Origin of the sequence: Pedobacter hiemivivus, from assembly GCF_004331685.1 — a bacterium.
Classification (GTDB): Bacteria; Bacteroidota; Bacteroidia; order Sphingobacteriales; family Sphingobacteriaceae; genus Pedobacter; species Pedobacter hiemivivus.
Genome location: NZ_SJSM01000001.1, coordinates 345,601 through 370,874, shown reverse-complemented (window position 1 = coordinate 370,874; position 25,274 = coordinate 345,601). Strand labels below are relative to the sequence as shown.

Annotated in this window: 17 protein-coding genes; 13 read left to right on the top strand and 4 right to left on the bottom strand. The window is 40.4% G+C overall.

Translation table 11 applies throughout. The features are described 5' to 3' along the window. Window positions 1-4: 4 nt before the first annotated feature. From EZ444_RS01440 to EZ444_RS01420, 5 genes are all read left to right on the top strand, one after another. Window positions 5-901: a sugar phosphate isomerase/epimerase family protein gene (locus EZ444_RS01440; protein WP_131606505.1), complete on the top strand. Its 897-nt coding sequence runs from the start codon at window positions 5-7 to the stop codon at window positions 899-901. 6 nt (window positions 902-907) lie between these two features. Beyond that, complete coding sequence (locus EZ444_RS01435) at window positions 908-3,451, top strand: L-rhamnose mutarotase (protein ID WP_131606503.1); 2,544 nt, start codon at window positions 908-910, stop codon at window positions 3,449-3,451. 162 nt (window positions 3,452-3,613) lie between these two features. Next, window positions 3,614-4,699, top strand: a complete 1,086-nt coding sequence (locus EZ444_RS01430) for a Gfo/Idh/MocA family protein (protein WP_131606500.1) — start codon at window positions 3,614-3,616, stop codon at window positions 4,697-4,699. Window positions 4,700-4,734: 35 nt separating this feature from the next. After that, the gene (locus tag EZ444_RS01425) at window positions 4,735-6,321 is read left to right on the top strand and encodes a sodium:solute symporter family transporter (RefSeq protein ID WP_131606498.1); all 1,587 of its coding nucleotides are present in this window, start codon (window positions 4,735-4,737) and stop codon (window positions 6,319-6,321) included. Window positions 6,322-6,336: 15 nt separating this feature from the next. Further along, a complete protein-coding gene (locus EZ444_RS01420) occupies window positions 6,337-8,529 on the top strand; it encodes an alpha-L-rhamnosidase-related protein (protein ID WP_131606496.1) in 2,193 nt (730 codons plus the stop codon). Window positions 8,530-8,614: 85 nt separating this feature from the next. Here EZ444_RS01420 and EZ444_RS01415 read toward each other — a convergent pair whose 3' ends face one another. The 3 genes from EZ444_RS01415 to EZ444_RS01405 form a co-directional block, all read right to left on the bottom strand. After that, on the bottom strand, window positions 8,615-9,577 hold the full coding sequence (locus tag EZ444_RS01415; protein WP_131606494.1) for a hypothetical protein: 963 nt from the start codon (window positions 9,575-9,577) through the stop codon (window positions 8,615-8,617). A 107-nt stretch (window positions 9,578-9,684) separates the two neighbouring features. Further along, complete coding sequence (locus tag EZ444_RS01410; RefSeq protein WP_131606492.1) at window positions 9,685-10,314, bottom strand: hypothetical protein; 630 nt, start codon at window positions 10,312-10,314, stop codon at window positions 9,685-9,687. A gap of 49 nt (window positions 10,315-10,363) precedes the next feature. Next, window positions 10,364-11,308 (bottom strand): hypothetical protein, encoded by a 945-nt coding sequence (locus EZ444_RS01405; RefSeq protein ID WP_131606490.1) that lies wholly within the window; start codon window positions 11,306-11,308, stop codon window positions 10,364-10,366. Between the two features lie 464 nt (window positions 11,309-11,772). Here EZ444_RS01405 and EZ444_RS01400 point away from each other — a divergent pair, with 464 nt between their 5' ends. After that, window positions 11,773-14,106, top strand: a complete 2,334-nt coding sequence (locus EZ444_RS01400; protein ID WP_131606488.1) for a PDZ domain-containing protein — start codon at window positions 11,773-11,775, stop codon at window positions 14,104-14,106. A gap of 6 nt (window positions 14,107-14,112) precedes the next feature. Here EZ444_RS01400 and EZ444_RS01395 read toward each other — a convergent pair whose 3' ends face one another. Further along, entirely contained in the window at window positions 14,113-14,466 is a 354-nt protein-coding gene (locus tag EZ444_RS01395) for a DUF1622 domain-containing protein (protein ID WP_131606486.1), read from the bottom strand. A gap of 133 nt (window positions 14,467-14,599) precedes the next feature. Between EZ444_RS01395 and EZ444_RS01390 the strand changes: the two genes are divergently transcribed. Genes EZ444_RS01390 through EZ444_RS01360 form a run of 7 tightly spaced genes read left to right on the top strand, consistent with a single transcriptional unit; the run spans window position 14,600 to window position 25,273 of the window. After that, window positions 14,600-15,163, top strand: a complete 564-nt coding sequence (locus tag EZ444_RS01390) for a sigma-70 family RNA polymerase sigma factor (RefSeq protein WP_131606484.1) — start codon at window positions 14,600-14,602, stop codon at window positions 15,161-15,163. Window positions 15,164-15,217: 54 nt separating this feature from the next. Further along, window positions 15,218-16,390, top strand: a complete 1,173-nt coding sequence (locus tag EZ444_RS01385) for a FecR family protein (protein ID WP_131606482.1) — start codon at window positions 15,218-15,220, stop codon at window positions 16,388-16,390. Window positions 16,391-16,426: 36 nt separating this feature from the next. Continuing rightward, complete coding sequence (locus EZ444_RS01380; RefSeq protein WP_131606480.1) at window positions 16,427-20,005, top strand: SusC/RagA family TonB-linked outer membrane protein; 3,579 nt, start codon at window positions 16,427-16,429, stop codon at window positions 20,003-20,005. A 10-nt stretch (window positions 20,006-20,015) separates the two neighbouring features. Continuing rightward, on the top strand, window positions 20,016-21,521 hold the full coding sequence (locus EZ444_RS01375; RefSeq protein ID WP_131606478.1) for a RagB/SusD family nutrient uptake outer membrane protein: 1,506 nt from the start codon (window positions 20,016-20,018) through the stop codon (window positions 21,519-21,521). Between the two features lie 8 nt (window positions 21,522-21,529). After that, window positions 21,530-22,435, top strand: a complete 906-nt coding sequence (locus tag EZ444_RS01370) for a hypothetical protein (RefSeq protein ID WP_131606476.1) — start codon at window positions 21,530-21,532, stop codon at window positions 22,433-22,435. A gap of 17 nt (window positions 22,436-22,452) precedes the next feature. Further along, window positions 22,453-23,592 carry a TlpA family protein disulfide reductase gene (locus EZ444_RS01365; RefSeq protein ID WP_131606474.1) on the top strand — a complete coding sequence of 380 codons (1,140 nt, stop codon included), beginning with the start codon at window positions 22,453-22,455 and terminating at the stop codon, window positions 23,590-23,592. Window positions 23,593-23,620: 28 nt separating this feature from the next. Further along, complete coding sequence (locus EZ444_RS01360; protein WP_131606472.1) at window positions 23,621-25,273, top strand: S8 family serine peptidase; 1,653 nt, start codon at window positions 23,621-23,623, stop codon at window positions 25,271-25,273. Window position 25,274 lies beyond the last annotated feature (1 nt).

Genomic DNA, 25,274 nt, shown 5'->3' with positions numbered 1-25,274 from the left:
AACTATGGAAAATCGACGTCAGTTTATCGGGAAGTTGACTCTGCTTACAGGTGGGTTAATGCTCAGTAATCAGTTTACATGGGCTTTAGGAATGAAAGAGCAGCGTTATAAGGTTGCTGTGGTAGATTTGATGATCCTGAAGCGACAAAAGTTAAGTGCTTTTGAGCTGAGCAAGGAGATTGGTGCTGATGGAATTGAACTGGATATGGGTGGTTTGGGCAATAGGGATACGTTTGACAATAAGCTAGCTGATCCACAGATTAGGCAACAGTTTATGGATAAAGCAAAAGAATTGAACCTCGAGATATGCTCATTGGCCATGACAGGCTTTTATGCACAATCATTGGCTACAAGACCAACCTATCAACAAATGATTGGCGATTGTATTGCTACAATGAAAGCAATGAACGTAAAGGTAGCTTTCCTTCCTTTAGGCGTGCAAGGCGATTTGGTGCAAAACCCGGAACTGCGACCCGCAATTGTTGAGCGCCTAAGAGTAGCTGGAAAAATGGCTAAACAAGCAGGGGTGGTGATTGGTATTGAAACGGCTTTAGATGCTACTGCTGAGTTACAATTCTTAAAAGACATAGGTTCTAGTGCCGTAAAAAGCTATTTCAACTTCTCTAACGCCATAAAAAACGGTCGGGATTTGAATAAGGAACTGCGGATTTTGGGCAAAAAGAACATCATCCAGATTCATTGCACCAACGACGATGGCGTATGGTTACAGAACGATCCTAAGATTGATATGAAAGTCGTACGCAAAACATTAGATGATATGGGTTGGAAAGGCTGGTTGGTTGTTGAGCGCTCCAGAGACCAAAAAGATCCAAGAAATGTGAAGTGGAATTTTACTGCAAATACAGCTTATGTGAAGTCTGTATTTCAATCAGATATATAACCCGTAATGATAAACTTTAAACCTTCTTGGTTGGTCTTGCTTGTGGGTTTGCTATTGGGTAATCTCAGTAGTAAAGCCGCCGATATCTACGTTTCCCTGAAAGGGTCCGACAGGAATGAAGGCACGAAAATAGCCCCCGTAGCGAGCTTATTAAACGCCTTGCGTAAGGCTCGTGAATTGAGACGTTTAAAAGACCCTTCGATAAAAAACGGGATCAATATTTTTATAGAAAAAGGAGTTTACTATTTAACCGAAAGCGTGATTCTGCGGCCTGAAGATTCAGGGACTGCGGAGAGTCCAACAGTCATCACTTCACTGGATGAGGATCAAGCTGTTTTAAGTGGCGGTTTACCTATCTCTGGATGGAAAAAGGTAGTTAATAACGCATCTGGGTTGCCAAATGCAGCTAAAGGTAAAATTTGGGTATCGGATGTATCTAGTCTGGGAAATAGTGTTTTAGAATTTAGACAGCTGTGGATTGATGGAAAAAAGGCTGTCAGAGCCAGAGATTGGAATGGCGAGCAAATGGGCAGGATTTTAAGCTGGAATTTTCCCGCAAAAACCTGCAAGATTCCTTTTTTACCGGGTAAAGATGCTGCTGGATTAGCACAGATAAAAGGTATAGAAATGGTGATCCAGCAATGGTGGGCCATTGCCAATTTGAGGGTAAAATCGATTCAGGTAAATGCAGCGGAAGCGGAGTTGAGCTTTATGGAACCTGAGCGTCGTGTGCAATCTGAACACCCTTGGCCTGCCCCTTGGATATCTACTAAGACAGGCAACTCTCCATACTATTTAACCAATGCTATTCAGTTTCTGGATGAGCCAGGAGAATGGTATGAAGATTTAAAAAATGGCAAGGTTTATTACTGGCCTAGAGCTGGTGAAAACATGAACACTGCTAAGGTTGTTGTACCAAATTTGGAGACTTTAGTGCGGATAGAGGGCACGATTGATAATCCGGTAGCATATGTGTCGTTCAAAGGTGTTTCCTTTCAACACGCGGGCTGGTTAAGGCCTTCTCGCTTTGGTCATGTGCCGCATCAAGCCGGGATGTACATGCTGGATGCTTATAAATTGAAAATTCCGGGTACTCCCGACAAAAAAGGATTGGAGAATCAGGCTTGGGTAGGTCGCCCAGCAGCAGCCGTTGAAGTCAGCTATGCGCAGCACACCGGTTTTGAAGGTTGTAGGTTTGAACATCATGCTTCAACCGGACTGGATTATAAGCGGGGAACCCATGATAACAAAATTAAAGGTAATCTTTTTAAAGATATAGGTGGTAGTGCTATATTGGTGGGTGTTTTTTCTGATGAAGCCACTGAGGTGCATTTGCCATATAACCCAACAGATCAGCGCGAAATATGTACGAATGAAAGTATTACCAATAACCTGATTACCGATGCAACCAATGAAGATTGGGGCTGTGTGGGCATTGGTGCTGGTTATGTAAGGGGGATCAATATCGCACATAACGAGATTGGTGATGTAGCTTATTCAGGCATCAGTATGGGCTGGGGCTGGACTAAGTCCAGTAATGCTATGCGTGACAATACCATTCATGCCAACAAGATTCATCACTACGGGAAGTATCTGTATGATGTTGCTGGCATTTATACTTTGTCGGCCCAACCAGGTTCTGTGATCACGAATAACTATATCGATAGCATTTATAAAGCGCCTTATCCGCATGATCCTGAACATTGGTTTTACCTGTATACCGATGAAGGTTCTTCCTATTTTACAGTGAAGAATAACTGGACCCCTGCAGAGAAATATTTGCAGAATGCCAATGGCCCCGACAATGTCTGGCTGGGTAATGGCCCTAAGGTGAATGATAGTGTTAAAGTTAAAGCTGGGCTTGAATTTGATTATCGTTATTTGTTGAATAGTAGATCAGTAAATAATAATAATCAATCCTTGAATAGTATCGAGTCAGGAAATGGAAACGAGATAGTGATAGAGGTTGTCCTACCCTCATCTGCAGAATTGAGTAAGCCATTGATGGTAGAGATATGTAGAGAAAAGGGCATCTCTGCTTCTGCGATTTATCAATGGAATAATCGCTTATTGGTGTATGCGACAACGAATGAAGCCGAGGCTTTGATGCGACAATTTCAGCAACGGATTAAAGGGGCAGAGGTTAGATTGTACAAGGATGTGTTTTATAAGTTTGACAGGAAAAAGCATTGTGGACAGGAGCCGGTTAAGGAATGGGATAACATCATTTTGAGTACTAATCTGGTAAAGGATGAGGCGATGCAAAAGGAGTATCTGAACTATCATGCTACACAATTTGAAAAATGGCCAGAAGTAGCCAAAGGTTTTTGTAATGCTGATTTTCAGCAGCTGCGAATCTTTAAAAACGGAAGGCAGTTGATGTTGGTGATCAGTATTCCGAAAGGCGCAAGCTTAGATGAGTTAAACCCGAAAACTACGCTGAACAACCCAAGGGTTGATCAATGGAATGCTTTAATGAAGAAGTATCAGGAAGGTATATCAGGCACTAGGCCGGACGAGGTTTGGGTGTTTTTTGAGCGTGAGAAGTAGTTTAAAGCGATTCGTTTTAAGGCGCTTCGTCATCCTGAATTTATTTCAGGATCTCGAAAGAGAAATTGGCTTTGCTAGTGCGAGGTCCTGAAATAAATTCAGGATGACGTGGAGTATAAAGATTGGGAGTTAAAACAAAAGGAATAAAAGAAATTAAGGAATATGTTAAAATTAGGAATATTAGGCTTAGGAGAGGGAAGAAGCACGATGTCTGCTGCCCTTGCAAGTGATAAATACGAGTTGGTGAAAATCTGTGATGCAAATGAGGAGGTGTGTAAACAACGGGCTAAGGAGTTCGACTTCCCTCACTATACCACCAGCTATCAGGAAATGCTAGATGATGCGGCTATTGATGTCATTGCTATATACACCCCAGATCATTTGCACGCAGATCACGTAAAACAAGCGCTGTTGCACGATAAGCATGTCGTTTGCACCAAGCCCTTCATTGATGATTTGGGACGCGCTAAGGAGCTCTTAGCCGTTTCAAAGCAAAGTGGTAAGAAAGTGTTTGTTGGTCAGAGTTCTCGTTTCTTCGAGCCTTACAAGCGACAAAGGACAGACTATACTGCGGGTATCATTGGCGACCTGATCACTATAGAGTGCCATTACAATGCGGATCACCGCTGGTTCCTGGAAAAGAAATGGGCCTTGGAAGCTTCTTTTAAGTGGCTTTACGGTGGCTTAAGTCATCCTGTTGACTTCATTAGATGGTATCTGCCTGAAATTGAAGAGGTAATGGGATATGGGATGATCAGCGCCAATGGTAAAAAAGCTGGCTTAAAAAATGAGGATACCATGCATTTTATCTTCAAATCAACTGACGGCAGGATCGCCCGTGTAAGTGGTTCTTATACTGGTCCGATACAGCCGGCATATCGCGAAAGCGAGATGAGTTGTGTGTTAAGGGGGACAGAAGGCGCTAGTCAGGCCGATTACCACGAACTCCGCTATGCGGTAACCACCAATACCGGAGAAGAGCAATTGATTACCTGGGGAGATGCAAAATTGAAGCATTTCTTCCGTTTCGAAGGACAAAGTCACCATGCCGGAGAATACCAGAATTACCTGGAGTACTTTGCCGACAGCATAGAAAACAATACGGTTGCCTATCCGGATTTAAAAGAAGGAATAGGTACGATTGCTTTGTTACAGGCTATGGATAGGTCTTTGCAAACCGGTATTCCTGTAAAAATCAATGATATTCTGAATGAATACCAGTTGCTAAGAGCTGATCTCGGACTGTAAATAAAACATAAACCAATCAAACCAAAATAAACTTAATGGGAAATATCGTAGAACGCTTAACTAGCTTGGATTACATCATTGTAGTCGCTTATCTGGTTATTCTAATCCTTATCGGCTATAGGGCCAGCTTCTCCAAGAAGAATGAAGATGAAACCCTATTTCTAGCCAATAAATCGCTAGGCTGGTCTAGTATTGGGTTTAACATGTGGGGAACCAATGTTGGTCCTTCTATGTTGTTGGCTTTTGCCAGTATAGGCTATAGCACAGGTATTGTGGCGGTTAATTTCGATTGGTACGCCTTTGTATTCCTATTTTTACTCGCCATTGTTTTTGCGCCTAAATACTTGGCAGCAAAAGTAAGCACCATGCCTGAGTTTATGGGTAAAAGGTATGGTGACTCTACACAGAATATCTTGGCCTGGTATGCACTAATCAAGATATTAATTTCCTGGTTATCGCTAGGGTTGTTTGCCGGGGGCTTTTTAGTACGACAAATTCTGGGCATTCCAATGTGGCAATCCGTAACTGTATTGGTTGCTTTTGCCGGTTTGTTTACTTTTTTTGGTGGTTTAAAAGCTATTGCTAAGGTAAACGTCTTTCAAATGATCCTGCTCATTTTTGTATCCCTTGCGCTTACGATATTGGGTTTGCACAAAGTAGGTGGTATTGAGGCTTTGTATAGTAAAACACCATCGCATTACTGGAATTTGATTCAACCAGCTAGTGATCCTAAATATCCGTGGTATGCCATTTTGTTGGGGTATCCGGTAGCTGCAGTCGCTTTCTTTTGTACAGATCAGGCGATGGTGCAATCTGTGTTGGGAGCTAAGAATCTGGAACAAGGTCAACTGGGCGTTAGCTTTATTGGCTGGTTAAAAATCTTGTCACTGCCTTTGTTTATCATCACTGGCGTGCTGTGTTTTGTGTTGTTTCCAGACTTGAAAGATCCTAACGAAGCCTATATGACGATGGTTACTAATTTATTCCCCCCGGGGATGAATGGATTGGTGATTGTGGTGCTGATTGCGGTGTTGGTAGGAACTATTGGTTCTTCTCTAAACTCTTTGAGTACCGTGTTTACCATGGATGTGTATGTGAAAAATATCAACCCGCAAGCTACCAATAAGCAGATCATTAGGATGGGTAGGATATCTGTCATTGCCGGGTGTATACTTGCAGTAATTGTTGTGCTGGCGATAGATAACATAAAGGGATTGAATTTGTTCGATGTTTTTCAGTCGGTGTTGGGCTTTATTGCTCCGCCTTTATCAGTGGTTTTCTTGCTGACCGTTTTCTGGAAAAGGACCACTCGAAAAGCTGTAAATTTTACCCTATCCGTAGGTTCTGTTTTAAGCTTAGGTACCGGGGTGACCTACCTATGGATTCTTCCACCAGATAAATATCCTTTCTGGCCGCATTACCTGATTCTTTCCTTTTTGATTTTTTCGGGTTTACTGATAATCGCTATAGTGATTTCTTTGGCTGATCGGAATCCAACGGTTTACGAGATCAACGAACTAGACAAAAGTGCAATCGAAAAACCAACGAAGCGGGTCTGGGTATCCTGGATTGCGCTGGCAATTGTAATGGTTGCTTTATATATCTTTTTTAACGGACATTAATTTTAATAGACGCATATGAAATTTTTAAAAACTGGTCTACAAAAGTTTGGAGCGCTTGTGCTCTTGTTAACAGTGCTGTGTGCAGACGCTAGCCAAGCGCAGAGTGCCAAAAAAGCTTCCTGGATCTGGTACCCCGGTGATCTGGATATTTGGGTATCCAATAAAATGCAGAACCGCAGAACAGAAAGGGGAGCTTTTCTTCCACCATTCTGGAAAATGGACAGTCATTATGTACTGGTTGAGTTTCATAAGGAATTTAATCTGGCCAATGCTGAGGAAGTAAAACTTTATGTGGAAGGACAGTACAATGTGAAGATTGATGGACAAGCTTTTTCTGGTTATCCGAAAAAGATTACCATTCCTGCAGGCAAGCATAAGCTGAGCTTAAAAGTGTATGGGCAGGATAAGGTTCCAGCGATATTGGTTCAAGGTAAAACAGTGGTTTCAGATGAAAGCTGGTTAACTACCTTTGAAGATAAGGAATGGATTGATGAGAGTGGAAAGGCCTCTGATAAGTCGGGAACGACCTTTGTTTCGGTGGGCTCCTGGAATTTAACCAATCCGCTATCGCCCCCCTCAAAGTTCAAGTTAGCTACTAAGCAAATGGAGGCTGTAAAAACCGATAAGGTGGATAAAGGCTTTGTGGCTGATTTTGGCAAAGAAACCTTTGGCTTTCTTAAGCTTCATGGCTTAAAGGGAAAGGGGAAGCTGCATATTTATTACGGTGAATCAAGAGAAGAGGCTTTATCTGCTGATAAATGTGAAACCCTTGATTTATTAGAAATCGACTTAAAGGGTAAAACTGATTCGGTGATTGAGCTGTCTAAAGCCTTTCGCTATGTGAACTGTCAGCCTGAAGGTGATGTTACCCTTGATCAGGTAAGCATGCTGTATGAGTATGCACCAGTAACAGAAAAGGGGAATTTTCGCTGTTCCGATGAACAAGTCAACAAGATTTATGAGGTATCCAAATACACGTTTCATTTAAACACCCGTGAGTTTTTCATCGACGGAATTAAGCGCGATAGATGGGTATGGTCGGGTGATGCTTACCAAAGCTACCTGATGAATTACTACTCCTTCAATGAATCGCCAATTGTGAAAAGGACTTTGTTGGCGCAAAGGGGGAAAGATCCGGTAACGGCTCACATCAATACCATTATGGATTACTCCTTTTATTGGTTTCTGGGGATTTATGATTACTACCAGTATTCTGGAGATCAGAAGTTTGTACAGGATATTTATCCAAGGATGAAAAGTTTGATGGATTATGTGTTAAACCGCAGGAATAAAGATGGTTTGTTGGAATGGATGCCGGGCGATTGGATTTTTATCGACTGGGCGGATAAGCTAAGTAAAGACGGGGAAGTGAGTTTCGAGCAATTGCTGTTTTGCCGTAGTTTGGAAACCATGGCGCTTTGTGCGGACATGGCAAAGGATACTGAAGCGGCGGCCAACTACAAAAAGCTTGCTGCGGATTTAAAGGCAAAGATATTTAAACTGTATTGGGACGAGAGCAAACATGCGCTAGTACACAGCAGAGTTGGTGGTAAGCCTACTGACAATGTAACGCGTTACGCTAATATGTTCGGCATTTTCTTCGATTACTTTACACCTGCTCAAAAGCTAGATGTGAAACAACATGTGTTGATGAATGATCAAATCAAGAAGATTACTACACCATACATGCGTTTTTATGAGTTGGAAGCACTTTGTGCGATGGGCGAGCAGTCGTATGTGCTAAAACAAATGAAAGATTACTGGGGTGGTATGTTGGATTTGGGCGCTACTTCTTTTTGGGAAGAGTACAATCCAGACAAGAAAGATACGGAGCATTTAGCGATGTACGGCCGCCCGTTTGGTAAAAGCCTTTGTCATGCCTGGGGTGCAAGTCCGATTTATCTATTGGGTAAGTATTATTTAGGTGTTAAGCCGCTTTCGGCTGGATATGAAACTTATGTTGTGGAACCTGCTTTGGGCGGGTTGGACTGGATGGAGGGTAAGGTACCGACACCTTCAGGAGAGATTTCGTTGTATTGCAGCAAAAAAGAGATTAAAGTGAAGTCTGACGGGGGATCGGGTGTGTTGAGGTTCAAAAGTGTTTCTAAACCGGTTGTGAAAGGTGGAGAGGCTGTTGAAGTAGGGAAAAGGACTTATGAACTTAAGCTGAAAAAAGGTGTAGCTTACGTTGTTTCTTATAAGAAGTAATCACAAAAAAGTCACCGTCTCACAAAGAGCGTCTGAGGCCTCCTTGGTAGACGGTGACTTTTTTAATTGATCATTTTTCCATTGGTTACTGGACTACAGTAAAAGGACTGGTTCGTCGTTGCCAAGTTCCTTTTGCTTTGTCTTCTACTAAAAATGATATACTACCATAAGTGGCACCTAAAGGGAAATCTTGAGGAATGGTGAGGGTGATTTCTGTATCTGTAATCTGCATAGGAACACTACGTGTTATTCTGCTGGTAATGGCAACTGTAGCATATCTGCCTGTTTGTGCATAATATTTTAAGGTACCCGGTGTGGCACTGTGTTTAAAAACGATAGATTGCCCGCGTTTAACTGTGAGTACATCGGCAGGAAGCGTAACGGTTCCGAGTGCCAGTAGAGGTCTATCTATGTAGTATGGACCTTTGGTCAGGTTGCGTTTTCCAGTGATCACTTTAATGTGATAATGACTGGTATCCTGGCTAAGCACCAGGGGTATGTTTACGTTTACTGCGTTGTTAGAAATAGAATTAATGGTCAGTAGTGTTTCTTTTTTATTCTTATCCACCAGATATACAGAGGTCTGTGTTGCGTCAGGAATGAGATAATCACCAAAGAGACTCATTGACCTGTTTAAATTTATCACCAGCTCATTGACCTCAAAATAAGGAAGAGGTTGGTTATTAGCAATCTTTAAAGTGTAAGTATTGATGGAGCCATTCTGCGCTTTTACTTCATAGCTGAAACCTTCTTTGAAGGGGATTTTTGAGCCACTTTTCGGAGTAATTATCGCACGGTCGGAAACTGCAATCTGTGGCTGTATGGAATCCGGCTGATCCTGAAACGGAGGCCAGTAAATGATGATGTTTTTCTCTTGTATAGCGGCATTTAGTTCTGTGCCAGAAACATCTTTGATACTGAATTTTTCGATTTCATTGTACGGGAAATCAGGATACTTCTTTTTACAGGAATAAGTTAGCATCAGCAGGAGTGCTGCCAGCGCATAGTTAAAGACTAAAAGCTTGTGTTTAAAAATCTCTTTTTGCATTTTATATTATTTCAGATCAGTGCATCATCTCATTGCGGGATATGCAATTATAATAGAGGCAACATAACCCACGCTGTTGCCTCTGTTTATTTTATTGGCCGTTGGTTTTACAGCTTGCGGTAACGGATTACTGTATTTGCTTTATTTTGCAAGTTCACACCAGAACCCCAGCTAATCGCATCGGTAAAGGCTACCAATTGAATAGCATAAGTATCTACTCCATCGTTAATAAATACGTAAAAGTTCGGAATTGGTGTTGGCCCGTTTGGTGCAACATAGTTATACCATCCGTTTGGTGTACCACCCCCTGTATTCATGCCAACTATACTTGCAGTCGTTGCTGTGGCATAATCAGACAAAGTAAGATCACAAATTGCTTTACCTGGTGCAAGTAAGTATTTTAATGTACCTGGAGTCGATATGAAAGAATTAGAGCTACTGGTAAACCATGCATTTACATCGGTAAAAGTTGAGAGTGAATCCTGATCGGGCGTGTTCAGGTCAACATAAACCGTATCAAATCCAACACGTGTCCTGGAATAACCTCCTCTGCCTAATACTTTGTAAGAAGAAGTATCACAGGTACTTGATAAGGCAGAGATATTGCTGCTTCTTTTCCCGTTAGCGGTTAAGAGCTCTTCAGTTCCTGCTTGTTCTTTTTTACAAGATACTGCGATCAGACCAACTGCGGCTATGATTGCGACAGTTTTAAACATTGTTTTAATTTTAAGCGTCATAAATTTAATTTTAAATGTTAAAATATAATATAGGAATGTGGATTCGAGGTTAATTGGTTACTGTAATTGAGGCTGTTTTATTTAGGGTAGCCCAGTTGTTGAATAAAATTTTCATAGGAATATAAAGGTGTTCGCCTAATGGGAAGTCATTAGGGATAATTAGTGTGATAGCGGTATTGTTATAGCTTTTTATAGGTAAATCATAAGTAATACCAGCGATAGTAACATTGACCGATTTTAATCCGATAATTACAGTTTCCGGCGCGGCTGAATAAACAATTTCATCACCTCTTTTCACCTCTTTCGATCCGATGAGCACATCCGGTTGTTTATATATAATGTGTATTTGTGGAAGTTCTTTCACATGCCCCAGAAAGCTAATCCGCCCTTTATAGTAGCCTGTATCAATGTCAGTAGGGATTTCTAGTGCGTTCAAATAATATTCGTAAAGACCACTACCAGTTACCAATATACCTCCGTTTAGAAGGGTTTCTTTACTTGTTTTTACTGATATGAGGTGTACTTTTGCTAAACCAGTGCCAGTTGCCATAAAGTTTCCAGTTACACTCAGTGTTGTTCTTGGGTAAAATACACCGGTATTGCTCCATCTTACCGTTAAATCAGGTGTGTTTTGCTGGACAATTTTAAGCTTGTATACCTGTGTACTACCGTCTTTCGCTTTTACGGTATAACTTGTACCAGTTTCATTTAGATCGATAGGTAAAACTTCTTCCGTAAGCCTGGCGCCTTCAGATACTTTAATTTCCGGATCGATCACAGCTAATCCATAATAGTATGGAATATACACTGTAATGGATTTATCAATCTGATCAATAGATCCGAAGATCACCGTATCTGGTAGATTGACAATTTTGAACTCTGTAATCTTGTTTTGAGGAAGAGGAGCAAGCTCCATGGTCTTTGTACAGGAGTAAGTAAGTAACAGTATTAATAAGCTGGAAGCGTAAGAAATGTGTAGTAGTAACCGTGACATTTTAGTTTGGTAAGCGTAAATCATATGTTTTTATTTTTAATCAATCTAAATAAGATTACAAATATGTACATATTAAACTATAGGATGCTAACGCTAAAGGGATTATGTTTTTACTATTTCGGGATTTAATTTTGGATTCGGGATCGGTAAACAATCGCATAAAGTTTGGTGCCTGATTATTAACTGCTAGTTGTCGATTGATTAACTACTAATTAATGGATATTGGACGGCTTAGCCCGTTCAGTGTCCGTTCAGTGTCCGTTCAATGTCCGTTCAACGGCCGTTCAAATGCTGTTCAATAGACTTTAACTTTAAGGAAACTTTTCTGGCCAAATTGGAAGCCGAGAGTTGCGATTTCCAATTTAGTTGTCCATGAACATTGAACATATGTACCGGGATAAATAACTTAGCATTCTGCCAATATACTTGAACCGATATCGACTAAGAATATTGAATTTAGTCGAATGAAGTTTTCTACGATGCTATTGGTTGGTTTTTTAATGGTTGGGTACAGCCATGCAAAAGACATTTATATTTCTCCAAAAGGGAGTGATAAAAATAAAGGAACGATGAATAGCCCCTTCGCAACCTTGTACAGAGCGCAAATGGAAGCAAGGAAATATAAAGCCGGGCAGGTGAATATACTATTGCGAAAAGGAGCTTATGATTTAAGCCGACCTATAGTTTTTACAGTCGAAGATAGTCGTGCTCAAGGCAAGGGACTTAACATTCAGGCATATCAGCAGGAGACAGTCTTTGTTAAAGGTTCGGCTAAATTAAACTTGAGCTGGGAGGAGAAGGATGGTGTTTATTCCGCCAAAATCTCACAGTCAGGGCTAATCTTTGATCAGCTTTATGTAAATGGTGTGTTGATGCAGATGGCACGGTACCCTAACTATCAACAAGGAAAAGTGCGGTTTAATGGTACTGCAGCGGATGTACTAAGTGCGGAGCATATTCAGAAGTGGAAAGCTCCAGAAGGAGCTTATCTTCATGCGATGCAGACGGCTATGTGGGGTGGGTTTGCTTACCAGATTAAGGGTAAGCAGGGAACGAAGTTGGAAATGGAAGGTGGATGGCAAAACAATCGTCCTACTACTATGCACAAAGATTACCGTTTTATTGAAAATATAGCAGAAGAGCTGGATACCTTAAATGAATGGTATTTTGATAGGCAGCAACAAGAACTTTATTTAAAGACCAATGTGAATTTGTCGACTGCCCTGATTGAGACGCCTCAAATGGAAAGTTTATTGGAAATAAAAGGTTCGGCAGTAAAGCCTGTGAAAAACATCACAATAAAGGGGATTACTTTTACCCATGCCCTGCGTACTTTTATGAAAAATAGAGAACCTTTATTGCGAAGCGATTGGACCATATACCGTAAAGGAGCCATTACCATTGAAGGCGGGGAGCGCATCAACATAGAAAAATGTGTGTTTAGTGAACTGGGTGGGAATGTGTTGGTTTATAGTAATTACAATAAACAGAACGTGTTTTCTGGTAACCATATCTATAATTCGGGAAGTAGTGCCGTGGTGTTTGTTGGCGATCCTAAGGCTGTTCGTTCTCCTTCTTTTCAATATAGTCAATTTGTGGACTTAAAGAATATGGATACGAAATTAGGTCCTATTGGAAACAATTTCCCTTCTGAATGTACGGTGTACGATAATCTGATCCATAACATTGGCCAGGTAGAAAAACAAACAGCTGGTGTACATATCTCTATGGCACAAAATATTAAAGTAAGTCACAATACCATTTATGATGTGCCAAGAGCTGGTATTAATATAAACGAAGGTACTTGGGGTGGCCATAACATCGAGTATAACGACGTTTTTAATACAGTACTGGAAACTGGAGACCATGGTGCATTTAATTCTTGGGGCCGTGATAGGTTCTGGCATCCTAAACGGGCTGTAATGGATAGTATTGCGGCTAATCGGCCAGAATTGATATTTCTTGATGCAATGAGACCTACTTTGATTTTTAACAATAGATTCAGGTGTGATCATGGATGGGATATCGATTTGGATGATGGTTCTTCCAATTACATCATCAAAAATAATGTGTGTCTAAATGGTGGCTTAAAGCTAAGAGAAGGATTTAAAAGAGTAGTGGAAAATAATATAATGATCAACAATTCATTTCATCCACATGTGTGGTTTAGGGACAGTCAAGATGTATTTAAACATAATATTGTTGCTGCGATGTATTTCCCAATTCAAGTTAAAGATTGGGGAAAACAAGTAGATGATAATCTTTTTCCAGATGAGGCTTCGCTAAAAAAAGCACAGGAATTGAAGATCGATCCCAACTCATTGGCTGGTGATCCACAATTTATGAATGCAGAAAAAGGAGATTATCGGATAAGGGCAGGTTCAAAAGCCTTTGTTGTCGGATTTAAGAATTTTGAGATGAACTTTGGGGTAGTATCAGCAGGTCTGATCAAAAAGGCTAAAAAAGTAGCTATTCCTTTAATTGTGCCGAAGGTATGGAAAGAAGATGCTGTATATGATTTTGCAGGTGTTAAAGTGAAAAATCTGACTACACTTGCTGAAAGATCAGCGACTGGAATGCCTACTGAGACGGGGGTATTGGTGCTTAATGTAAATAATGCAAGTTTAATGAACAATACAATTAAGCCTAATGATGTGATTCTGCAAATGGGCAATCATCCCGTTCTTACAGTTAAAGATCTGATGGAAGCAAGGCAGTCTTCTCAAAGTAAGACCACTGTTGTACTTAAGGTGTTCAGGAACCAGAAGGAGCAGGAGGTTACGGTAAAATTGAAATAGCTAAGTTCATTTTTTGTCTTCTGGAACTTTGTTTTCGGCGATGCTTTCAATTTCTTTATTTAGAAAAAAGGATAATGCTGTTCTGATGACAACGGTTCCTGCCAATATGCCTAAATCATCGAATGATGGATTAAGGATGGTGTCGATGATATCCGATGCGATCAGGAACTCCAGACCTAGTAATAAATAATAACCCACTTCTATTTTGATTTGAACGGTTTTTGCTAATGAAAAGGAATTCTTGAAACGGCTTAACTCGTTGCTGATAAATTTAAGGAGACCAAGTGCGGCACCGTAGCAGATGATCGCGATGCTGGCATAGCTGATGATCTCGGATAAGGATTGGAGCACGTAATTCATTTGCAGATGGGATTTATATAAAAATAACAAATTATTTTATATCTCCCCTGTATTCCAATTTATTAGATTTAAATCTTATAATTGTAGTGTTATAACATGGTTTAACGGCGCTCTATACTTTTGTTTATTATTAATGACACAGAAAAAAGGTATGATAATTACCGCCGGCCAGTTCGAAATCTTTGTTCGTGATAACTATCGTTTTTTATGTTTGGTCGCATTCAGACATCTGGGGGATATGGATATCGCCAAGGATATGGTACAAGATTTTTTTGTTGATTTTTGGAACAGAAGAGATAAGCTAAATATCCAAACATCTTTAGATGCCTATGCTACCCGCGCGCTCAAGTATCTCTGTATTGCCTATAAGAACAAACACAAGTCGACAATTAGTCTGGACGAGCATCCTGTAGAAATAGAAGCGCTTGGTGTGGAGGACGAACTGAACTATGCACTCAAAAATGAAACGATGCACGATCGTCTTGCCATTGCTATAGACAAATTACCGGTAGAGCGAAAGAAGATTTTTATTTTAAGCAATAAGGACGGGTTAACCTATCAGCAAATAGCCGATCAGCTTGGAATTTCCATTAATACTGTAAAAACACAAATCAAAAAAGCTTACGCTTTTATTCGTGAAGATATGAATGACCTTACCATTCTAGTTATTTTGCTGTCTTCTATAAAAAACTTTTAATTTTTTTTCATTTCCGATCACCCTTTTTTATTTTTTTATCACATACCTATAGATATGGACAATTACGATCAGTATAATTCTTCTGAATGGCAGGTGTTTATTGCTGAATTACAGCAAAAAGAAACTGCTTTGCTTCGTAAAAAAGCGGAATTGACGTTGCATGTTGACGAGGAAGTACAATTAGAAGAAATTCAGAGCGTACTATTGGATGCTAACTTAAAGGCAGCTTTTCCTTTGATTGATATCGAGGATGGTTGGCAGGGAATAAACAGCAAAATGAATGTTCAGGTAAAATCTGTTCGCTTAAACCCAATGCGCCGTTATCTTGCTTATGCAGCTTCAGTATTACTGGTTGTTGGCTTAGGTTGGTTTGCTTTAAGTCAAAATGACAAATTGGACAAGAGTCGGCCAACTGCGATTATAAATGATGTAGATAAACATAAAGCTACGTTGATCTTGGAAAATGGAACTGCTATTGCCTTAGACAATAAAACTAAGCAAAAGATAGCAGGTGGAACAGCTGTATTATCAGATTCTGCTAGAGCAATCAGCTATCAATCGGCCAATGCAGTAGCCAATGTTTACCACACCTTGGTAGTGCCTCGGGGTGGAGAATATAAACTGGTGATGAGCGATGGAACAGAAGTTTGGCTGAACTCGGAAACCAGGTTACGCTACCCAGCAGTATTAAACGAAACAGGTGATAGGATGGTTTACCTGGAAAGTGGGGAGGCGTATTTTAAAGTAACTAAAAATAAGCATGCACCGTTCTTAGTAAACCTGAATGGAATGCAGGTTGAAGTGTTGGGGACATCGTTCAACATCAATACCTTCAATCAAAAAATTAGTACCACGCTTGTTGAGGGAAGCATAAAGGTGAACCGTAAAGGAAAAGCAGCACTTTTCCAGGTACCGGGCGAGCAATCTAATTTTGATCCGATAACAAAGGATATCAGCAAATCAGAAGTTGATGTATACCCTTATACATCCTGGAAGGATGGCTGGTTGGTGTTTAACGACAATTCTCTTGATGAAGTGTTGGAACAGGTCGGTCGCTGGTACGACTATAACGTTTCTTTTGAATCGCCAGAGCTTAAGGTACTTAGGTTTGGAGGTAAATTGCGCAAATCGAAAAGGATTACCGATGTGCTTAATGTTATAGAACGTTCTAATGAACTTAAATACAGGATTTCAGGTCAAACAATTTATATATATAATAAAAAATAATCCACCACAAATCAACTAACAACTAAACCGTATTCAATGAGAGAAAAATTTACTAAACCGATTATCGGAGGGGGCGCTCTTTGCCTAAAAAAACTCTTTTTTCTGTTCGCATTTTTACTGATGACCAGTCAAGTCAGCTTTGCACAGAACAGGAACATTACGTTAAACATGAAAAATGCCAAGCGTACTACAATACTTAATGAGATTAAAAAACAGGTAGATATGGAGTTCTTTTACAATGTTAAAGAACTCGATAAGTATGGCCCAATCTCCATAAATGTTAAAAATGAATCCATAACTGAAGTGATTAAACTTTTGATTAAGGACACCAATCTTAAGTATACCATTGATAACAATGTCGTAAACATCCTGCTGGTAGGTGAGACCACCAAGGCAGGCGAATATTTGGGGCTTATGCTGAATGTTTCAGGAAAGATTACTGATGAAGATGGTAGGCCACTACCTGGTGCTAGTATTAAGGATTCAAAGAGTGGGAATGCGACTAGCAGCAATAGTAATGGAGAATATAGCATCAACGTAAGAAGGGGATCTACGCTGACTTTCAGTTATGTGGGTGCCGAAGCGTTTAAAACTTCTATTAATGCTATTGGGGTTACAGAAGTTAAACAAAATGTACAGCTAAATACTTCAGGAAGTGTTTTGAATGAAGTAACCATATCGACAGGTTATCAGGATATTACCAAACGTAATCTGGTAGGTTCTATTGCTACGGTAAAGGCTGAGGATATTAAGGCTGCGGGTATCAGAAGTATTGACCAGCTTTTGCAGGGACAACTTGCCGGTGTTTCGGTAGCCAATCAGACTGGTATAATTGGTTCCTCGCCAAAAGTTAGGGTTAGGGGAACCTCTACTTTGCTAGGTAATCAGGAGCCTGTTTGGGTCGTGGATGGCATTATCCAGCAAGATCGTTTGCCTTTTGATTATTCGTTGATCAATACCACTAGTAGTAGTGGTATTAGAGACCTAATTGGTAGCTCGGTTTCTTTTTTAAATATTGAAGATATTCAGGATATTTCTGTTTTGAAAGATGCGTCGGCAACAGCCATTTATGGAACTAAAGCTGCCAATGGGGTAATTGTGATTACTACTAAAAAAGGCAAAGCTGGGCCTGCCAGATTTAATTATGTAACTAATTTATCTATTTCAGCAGCGCCATCTTACGATGATTTCAACCTGATGAACTCTAAGGAGCGTATTGATGTTTCTAAAGAGATTTATGCCAGGGGGCTTACCTTTCAATATGTACCGGATAACCTCTCGTATGAAGGATATTTAAGCAAACTACTTAATAAAACCATTACCCAGGAACAGTTTAATACCGAAGTGGGGAAACTGGAAACCATGAACACAGACTGGTTTGGTTTACTATACCAAAACCCGTTTAGCCAGAATCACTCTTTAAGCGTATCTGGAGGAACTGATAAGATCAGGTATTATGCCTCTATGGGCTATGCCAGCAATCGTGGAAACACCATTGGTAATGGTCAGGATACTTATAACGGAAACCTGAGCATTAATGTCGACGTATCTAAAAAGCTAAAACTGGGTTTTAGGTTAGGTGGTAACATGGGTAATACAACTGGCTTTTACCAGATAAACCCGTTTAATTATGCTTTCAATACCAGTCGTGCTATTCCGGCTTTTAATGAGGATGGTAGCTATTATGCCTATAAAAAGAGCAGTGATTTTGACAGTTTTAACATTCTTCGTGAAAGAGATTATACAGGAAATAAAAATAAGTCGACTAATTTTTCTGCCACAACAAATCTGGAGTATCGGTTCTTAAGTGATTTTACCTTTCAATCGCTTCTTGGTATAAATTATACGCAAACGAATGGGGAAAGCTATGCGGCTGCACAATCTTATTATATCGCACAGAATTTCCGTTACAATGCTTATAACTCTGCTGTTCCCGGTACACCAGCTTACCTGGCATCTTATTTACCTCAGGGTGGCGTGCTGAACACTACAGGGATAAACAACCAATCCTATACGTTTAGGAACTCAATTACATACAATAAGAATTTCAGGAAGGATAGGGATAATCTGACCATCCTTGCAGGATCTGAACTGAGAAGTTCGAAGTATGATGGTATGAGCCAAACCAATTTCGGTTACATGCCAGAGCGTGGGCGTACTTTTGCGGAGACTCCAGCAACTTATCTTCCTGTTGGTGTGGGCGCAACACTTCTGCAAAGTCCTTTACTCTATAGAGATATACCTGTCATAACGGATCAGAAATCTAACTTCGTGTCTTACTTTGGTACAGCTACTTATAATTGGAACAATAAATATGTAGTTAATGCTACGATCAGAACTGATGCTTCAAATAGGTTCGGTCAATCTACAAACAATCGTTTCCTACCCATCTGGTCTGCAGGTGTAAAGTGGAATGTAATGGAGGAGAATTTTTTTAGTGACAAAATGAAATGGTTGAGCCAGTTCTCTATCCGGGGAACTTATGGCTTTCAGGGGAATGTGGCTGAAAACTTCGGACCTGAATTGATACTGCAGTATCCTACGAGATCGATTAGTACTGTAACAGGAGAGGGGCTTCTCAATATAAAGAGTCTGGGCTATCCTGACCTGCGTTGGGAAAAAACAGTAACGGTAAACTTTGGGCTTGACTTTGCTCTATTCAGTAATCGTATTTCGGGAAGTGTAGACTATTATAATAAAAAGACCACTGATGCCCTGACAGAAGTTGTGATCCCAGTTGAATATGGTGTTGCGACCATGCCGGTCAATGCAGGAAATATCAACAATCATGGTTATGAACTTTACCTGAATTTTGTACCCGTAAGTTCTAAAGATCTTACCTGGGGGATAAATTTCAATACAGCAAGGAATTTTAACCAAGTTACCAAATCAGGAAATAACCAACTGGAGGGCTGGAATGCCCTGGCTAATGGAACAAGCTACCTAGAGGGGTATGCAGCCAGCAGTTTCTTCGCTTTTAATTATAAGGGGCTGGATCCTGTTACAGGTTATCCAACCTTTAACATCCCGGCATTAACTGACGAGAGTAAAAAGAATGTGTCGTTGTTAATGGATTATGCCGGACAGCTGGATCCCAAGTTTACAGGTGGGTTTGGTACGAACATCCGCTATAAGAATTTTACGCTGAACTCGAGCTTCACAGTTAGCCTGGGTGCCAAAAAGTTTTTGGCACCATTGTACAACAACAGTGACCGCTCTGCCCCATACCCGACGCAAAACCTATCTTCTGCATTAAATGATCGCTGGAGGAAGCCTGGTGATGAAACATTTACCAATATCCCTTCATTGCCAACAGCAAATATTCCTTCTACATACATCGGTAACACAAGTTATCCAATATATAATCTGTATGATTATTCAACTGCAAGGGTCGTTAACGCCGATTACCTGCGTTGCCGAAACATTGGCTTGTCTTATGCCATTCCACCAAAAATGTTGGCTAAGGCACATATCCAACAGCTTAGTTTACAGGCTTCGGTGACCAATCTTTTTTACATCGCTTCAGGCAAACTTGATGGGATAGATCCTGAGGTATCAGGGAACAACCTGCCAATTCCCAGAACGTATTCGTTAACCTTAAACGTTGGCTTTTAATTAGACAGCTATGAAAAAATATATAACCTTAGGTTTGCTCTCATTTACTTTAATATTGGGCTCTTGTAAAAAGTTTCTGGAAGAAAGTAATCAGAATTTATTGCGGCCAACTACGGCATCCGACCTGGCACAAACCTTGTTGGGTGAAGGATTTCCATTGACGGACCGATTCCATACCTATATGGATGTGATCACAGATGATGTGGAAGCTAACTTTCTGAATGATCCGTTTCAGATTGCCGCATTATCCAGATGGGCTCCTGCATTTTTGTGGAAGAATACCATGTTTGAAGATATGCCTGTTTCAGGTATACCCGGAACCGATAGTTATACTACCTATTATTCAAGAATAAAAGGATGCAATGTGGTGCTGGATTATCTGGGTAAGGTTTCGGGATCGGAAGCTGAAAAGGCTAAAATAAAAGGCGAAGCTTTATTTCTTCGGGGCTTCTATTACTTTAACCTGGTCAATTTATATGGAAAAGCATACGGAGCAAATGGAAGCAATCCGGATAGTGATTTAGGGGTGCCTTTGGTACTGAGTTCGGATGTGACTAGGGATTTGATTAAAAGAGCAACTGTTACCCAGGTTTATGCTCAGGTAGAAAAAGATCTGCTAGAGGCTAATACCTTGTTAAGTTCTACATCAGGATCTAATATTTATCATCCGGGTGTCGCTGCGACCTGCCTGTTGCTTTCCAGAGTTTATTTGTATTCAAGGCAATGGGACAAGAGTATAGATTATGCTACTAAAGCTTTGGCTATTAAATCTACCCTGAAGAATCTGAATGAGGTAACTGCTAATCCCGCATCAGGATTTGATGAGGCAAGCCCTCCATACCAGATGGCTAATGCCTTGGTCAGTCCGGAGGTGTACTGGGGATATGGATTTGACAAGGATTATGCTGATGCAGCTTTAGGTGCTGGAGTTTCAGGGATTATGTTTGAAAAAGCGGCTTTTACCGTATCTGCATCGCTTTCGGATGCTTATGAAGTAGATGACAGACGAAATGTGCTGTACTTTAATTACGGTGGACAGTACAATCCGAATACAGGAGTTTTGATTTGGTCCAAATTTTATGGTTTTAAATATGGATCATTAACCTCCATTATACAGAATAGTAAGGCGTTTCGAGTTTCAGAAGCTTATTTGAATAGGGCCGAAGCGAATATACAGAAAGCGTTGGCTGGTAATGGGCAGGGAATCAACGGGGCGCTTGCTGATCTCAATTTATTACGTTCAAAACGTATAACCACATCTAAATTCCAGAACATTAATATTACAGATCCTACTGCGTTATTTGAGTTTTACAAGGCCGAACGCCGCAGGGAATTGTGCTTTGAAGACCAAAGGTGGTTTGATTTGAGAAGATGGAATTTACCGGTTAGCCATTCTATACAGCTATCAGCAACCGCTACGGATTCAAAAACCATTTTACCGGGCGACCCTGAGTTTACTTTGCCGATTCCGCAAACAGCCTTACGCGCTAATCCTGAACTTGTCCAAAACCCTTAATCTTCTAGATGATGAAATACATAGCTTTAATTATAGTTTTCCTGGGATTTGTTTTACCGGGATGCAAAAAAAAGGAAGTGCTTGAGCCGAGTGTATCCAAAATTGAATATAAACTTCCGCAGGGGACAAATGCTTTTGATACAGAGCTGGTTAACATCTACCAGAACTACGGCAGTTATTTTCTTTATAAATTTAATCCTGCTGTAGATTTTGCCTGGGTGCCGGCTGCCGTAGGTACAGATAATTTATTTAGCACTAAATTTTCCTGTGAGCAGGCTGATGAGGCTGCTGTAGCAAAAGTTTTGCCTTTTGTACAGAAAAACTGGTTAAGCCTGTATCCGGATACATTTTTGAAGCGGACGCTACCTTTTAAAGTACTTTTTGCTAAAAATCTGAAAAGACTGGTAAATCCAAATAGCGCTGATTATACTTTAAGCAATACAGGAATTAGTTCAGGAACATTCCCAAATACCATTTTGGGCTATTATCACATTACGATAAGCAACTTTTCTCCTGCTTTTGATGCGATGACTACAGCGCAAAAGACGCTATTTAAAGGGGATATGCATATTGAGTATTGGAATTATATGTTTGCTACTGGGAAAGTCGCCATGGCAACTAATTTTGCCTCGGTTAGTAATTATACCCTGACCGTTTCCGCGTCGACGATGTATGCAAATGGTTTTTTAGATACCAGGGCCAAATCGCAGAATAATCCACAGATGTACGATATCAGGACTTACGTTAAAGCGATAACCAACAATTCAAAAGCTACACTTGACAATACCATACTTAAGCCTACTAACGATACCAAAGGTTTGGTAAAACAGAAGTATAACTTGGTGATCAACTATTACAAAACCGTTCACAATGTTGATCTGCAGGCCATAGGCGACGCAGTATTGGTACCATAATTAAACACAAAACGCAAATGAAATCATTAATAATAGCAGCATCATTTACACTTCTTTTTTCGGGAATGGCCTTTGGTCATGGTTTAAGGCCTGGTATTCCGGTTCCTGAACAAAAAGAAAGTCTGGCAGTTGATACCCTGAAGAGGAAAATTTTAAAAGCCTGGAACAGTGAGGTATTCTGGAAGAATGATATCAGCTTGGTGACGTTTGAAAAAGAGGTTGTCTCTTGCAGGGAAAAGGCTTCGGTGTTGGTCAAACAGCAACCATTGAAGGGAGCTGAAAATAAAGTATATGCTGATTTTGCAGAATTATCTGCTCGCAGGAATTTTGTGAGAAACCAAAAAGACAGATCCGCGATTCCGAAAAGTTTTTATGGTTTGTTGGATGTGCTGAACATCAATGATCGGCTATTTCAAAATAATAAACAAACCAGTGAGTTCTCCAATTTTTTTAATGCTTATGTGGCTATGCTACATTATCGTTCAGGAAACCCAGAACCTACAATGTACGATCAGTCAAAATATGCTTTGACCCATTTGAAAGATGAGGAACTAAAAACTGATTTTGTTGGAATGAATATTTCTAGCAGGAATAGTCGCTATATGATGACTGCTGAGATGATTGACCTGATCAGGGACGTAAATAGGCTGTCTAAAGATGAGGCTTTTAAGAAGAAAGTAAATGAGTGGGAAGTTCTGTATTCCCCGATTATGGCTGGTAAATCGGTACCTGATTTTGAACTGCCGGACCAACATGGGAAAACAGTGAAACTGTCTGATTTTAAAGGGAAGGCCGTGATTATAGATGTTTGGGCTACTTGGTGCAGCGTTTGTATCAAAGAGATGCCTTATTTCGATGCCTTTAAAAAAGAGATGAAAGACCGTAAAGATGTGGTATTCATGACCATTGGCTGGGAGAGTCCGGATGCTATATCGGAATGGAAAAAGTTCGTCGAAGAGAAGAAACTTGAAGGTATTCAATTGCTTTCGGTGCGTACAAAAAATGAGAAGGATAATCTAGAACAGAAGCTAATGCTCCGTACAATGCCCCGCTACATCTTTATTGATAAAGAGGGCAAATTTGTAGATTCTTATGGGCCATACCCCAGCAATCCAGACTTTAAAGAAATGCTATTGAAAACCATTGCCGAAAACTAAAAACAATTATAAAAGAACTAAGATCAAAATGAAATTTTCAAAACTATATATCGCTTTATTATTTGCTGCTGGCTATGTTGTAAATGCAGACGCACAGGTCGTAGTGCCAACCCCGGGAGTAGCGAACAATCCTACTCAAAGGGCAAAAAAGCCAGCGGCCCCTCAAAACTGGGAACACCTGTCTATTGGTAAGGATGGAGTGCATGGTATAGAATCAGATAAAGCTTACAAGGAATTCCCTAAAAGCAAAACAAAGAAAAAGCTTATTGTAGCCATTATAGATTCTGGTGTAGATACTGCACATGCCGACCTGAAAAATATCCTTTGGACAAACGGAAAGGAAATTAAAGGAAACGGTAAAGATGACGACAATAACGGTTACATAGATGACATTCATGGCTGGAACTTCCTGGGGAGCGCAGATGGAAAAAAGAACGTGGTTAAAACAAATTTGGAAGCAGACAGGGAATACCTGCGTTTAAGAGATCAGTACTTAAACGTTTCTTTTGACGACTACCGAAAAAATCCCAAGTATGCTTATTTCCGTTCAGTAGTTAGCAAATCGGTATTGGGTAGCAAGGAGTTTGCTGTTGTTATCGTGAAACGATTGGCGGAAGAGAATAAAAAGCTGGTACAAGAAATTCAAGAGAAAAACCCGGGAAAAGTGCTGCATATGATAGATTATGCCGGTTATCAGCCAACAGATAGTATGTTCATGTACGCGCAATCAGCCGTAATGATGGGGGTGATGTATAATAAGGTACCAGATACTACTTTATTGGCTCCTTTTATCCAGAAATTTTCTGATGATATGATTGCTTCGAATCAAAAAGAGTATCTGAATGCTAAGGAATCTGTAACCGATAACAGGGTTTTAATGAATGATGATTTTAGAGCAAATACTTCCAGGTATTATGGTAACAATATACTCTCATTACCGCATATTGAACACGGTACACATGTAGCCGGTATTGTCGCGGCGGAACGGAACAATGGCATTGGCCTGGATGGCATCGCCGATAATGTTTCAATTATGGCCATACGTGCTGTTCCGGATGGAGATGAGTATGATAAAGATATCGCCAACGCCATTCGCTACGCGGTTGACAATGGTGCCAAAATTATCAACATGAGCTTCGGTAAACCTTTTTCACCCCAGAAACAGTGGGTCGATGATGCCTTCAGGTATGCTGAACAAAAAGGTGTACTTATTGTGAAAGGGGCGGGTAATGATTCAAAAAACCTTGATGTAGACAAGACTTTTCCAGACGCGGTATTTTTAGATGGTAAAAAGGCTGGCAATGTGATCACTGTAGGAGCATCTACCCCAGATGCAAAGACTGCTTCATTCAGCAATTATGGAAAAACTACCGTGGATCTGTTCGCGCCCGGAACGGAAATCTATTCTACTATACCAGGTAGTGAATATAAGAACATGCAGGGGACCAGTATGGCATGTCCTGTCGTGAGCGGGGTTGTAGCATTGGTTTGGTCTCGCTTTCCAAACCTAACTTACCTTCAGCTGAAGGAGATTTTACTTAAATCAGTTACCAAAGTATCAGGTACTACTTTATTGCCTGGCGCACAAAATCCAACTGAAGTGTCTTTTTCTACACTTTCGGTTACAGGTGGAATTGTAAATGCCTACGAAGCCTTAAAACTGGCTAAAACCTATAAATAAT

Bases quoted from the DNA above. Each gene is read 5' to 3' on its own strand.
- EZ444_RS01395 (WP_131606486.1), bottom strand. From the start codon at position 14,466: ATGAATTACGTGCTCCAATCCTTATCCGAGATCATCAGCTATGCCAGC.
- EZ444_RS01420 (WP_131606496.1), top strand. From the start codon at position 6,337: ATGAAATTTTTAAAAACTGGTCTACAAAAGTTTGGAGCGCTTGTGCTC.
- EZ444_RS01405 (WP_131606490.1), bottom strand. From the start codon at position 11,308: ATGTCACGGTTACTACTACACATTTCTTACGCTTCCAGCTTATTAATA.
- EZ444_RS01390 (WP_131606484.1), top strand. From the start codon at position 14,600: ATGACACAGAAAAAAGGTATGATAATTACCGCCGGCCAGTTCGAAATC.
- EZ444_RS01440 (WP_131606505.1), top strand. From the start codon at position 5: ATGGAAAATCGACGTCAGTTTATCGGGAAGTTGACTCTGCTTACAGGT.
- EZ444_RS01435 (WP_131606503.1), top strand. From the start codon at position 908: ATGATAAACTTTAAACCTTCTTGGTTGGTCTTGCTTGTGGGTTTGCTA.
- EZ444_RS01430 (WP_131606500.1), top strand. From the start codon at position 3,614: ATGTTAAAATTAGGAATATTAGGCTTAGGAGAGGGAAGAAGCACGATG.
- EZ444_RS01425 (WP_131606498.1), top strand. From the start codon at position 4,735: ATGGGAAATATCGTAGAACGCTTAACTAGCTTGGATTACATCATTGTA.
- EZ444_RS01410 (WP_131606492.1), bottom strand. From the start codon at position 10,314: ATGACGCTTAAAATTAAAACAATGTTTAAAACTGTCGCAATCATAGCC.
- EZ444_RS01375 (WP_131606478.1), top strand. From the start codon at position 20,016: ATGAAAAAATATATAACCTTAGGTTTGCTCTCATTTACTTTAATATTG.
- EZ444_RS01365 (WP_131606474.1), top strand. From the start codon at position 22,453: ATGAAATCATTAATAATAGCAGCATCATTTACACTTCTTTTTTCGGGA.
- EZ444_RS01415 (WP_131606494.1), bottom strand. From the start codon at position 9,577: ATGCAAAAAGAGATTTTTAAACACAAGCTTTTAGTCTTTAACTATGCG.
- EZ444_RS01370 (WP_131606476.1), top strand. From the start codon at position 21,530: ATGATGAAATACATAGCTTTAATTATAGTTTTCCTGGGATTTGTTTTA.
- EZ444_RS01400 (WP_131606488.1), top strand. From the start codon at position 11,773: ATGAAGTTTTCTACGATGCTATTGGTTGGTTTTTTAATGGTTGGGTAC.
- EZ444_RS01385 (WP_131606482.1), top strand. From the start codon at position 15,218: ATGGACAATTACGATCAGTATAATTCTTCTGAATGGCAGGTGTTTATT.
- EZ444_RS01360 (WP_131606472.1), top strand. From the start codon at position 23,621: ATGAAATTTTCAAAACTATATATCGCTTTATTATTTGCTGCTGGCTAT.
- EZ444_RS01380 (WP_131606480.1), top strand. From the start codon at position 16,427: ATGAGAGAAAAATTTACTAAACCGATTATCGGAGGGGGCGCTCTTTGC.